Below are 321 nucleotides of genomic sequence, written 5' to 3'. Positions count from 1 at the left end.
TGGGTGTGGAGTAGAAAATGGGGATGGAGGATTGGGGGGAGGGTATGGGGAATGGGGTGATTGATATGATGTGGATGGAGAAGGAGAGTATAGAAGGGAGTGATTGAGGGATATTGATTGGTAGGTGTTGTTTGGAGAAGGGTTGAAAGGATGGGGAAGAGGGAGGGAGTGTAGCGTTTGGGGGTTGGGGGTTGGGGAAGAGGAAGAGCAACTTGACGGTGAGGGATGGGGAGTGGTGTTACTGAATGTATGATGAGGATGAGATTGAGGCCGTTATGGGGAAAATATTGTGGGATGGCGGTTGGGGTATAAGGGGGTTTG

1 pseudogene is annotated in these 321 nt (G+C 50.8%); it reads right to left on the bottom strand.

The features are described from left to right. A pseudogene (fliI, locus tag FS736_RS25550) lies at positions 1 to 321 on the bottom strand (flagellum-specific ATP synthase FliI); the annotation flags it as partial.

It is taken from the genome of Cytobacillus oceanisediminis 2691 (assembly GCF_007678455.1).
Lineage (GTDB): Bacteria > Bacillota > Bacilli > Bacillales > Cytobacillaceae > Mesobacillus > Mesobacillus oceanisediminis_A.
Note: the sequence above shows the minus strand (reverse complement) of the source record. Positions and strands in the feature narration are given on the sequence as shown.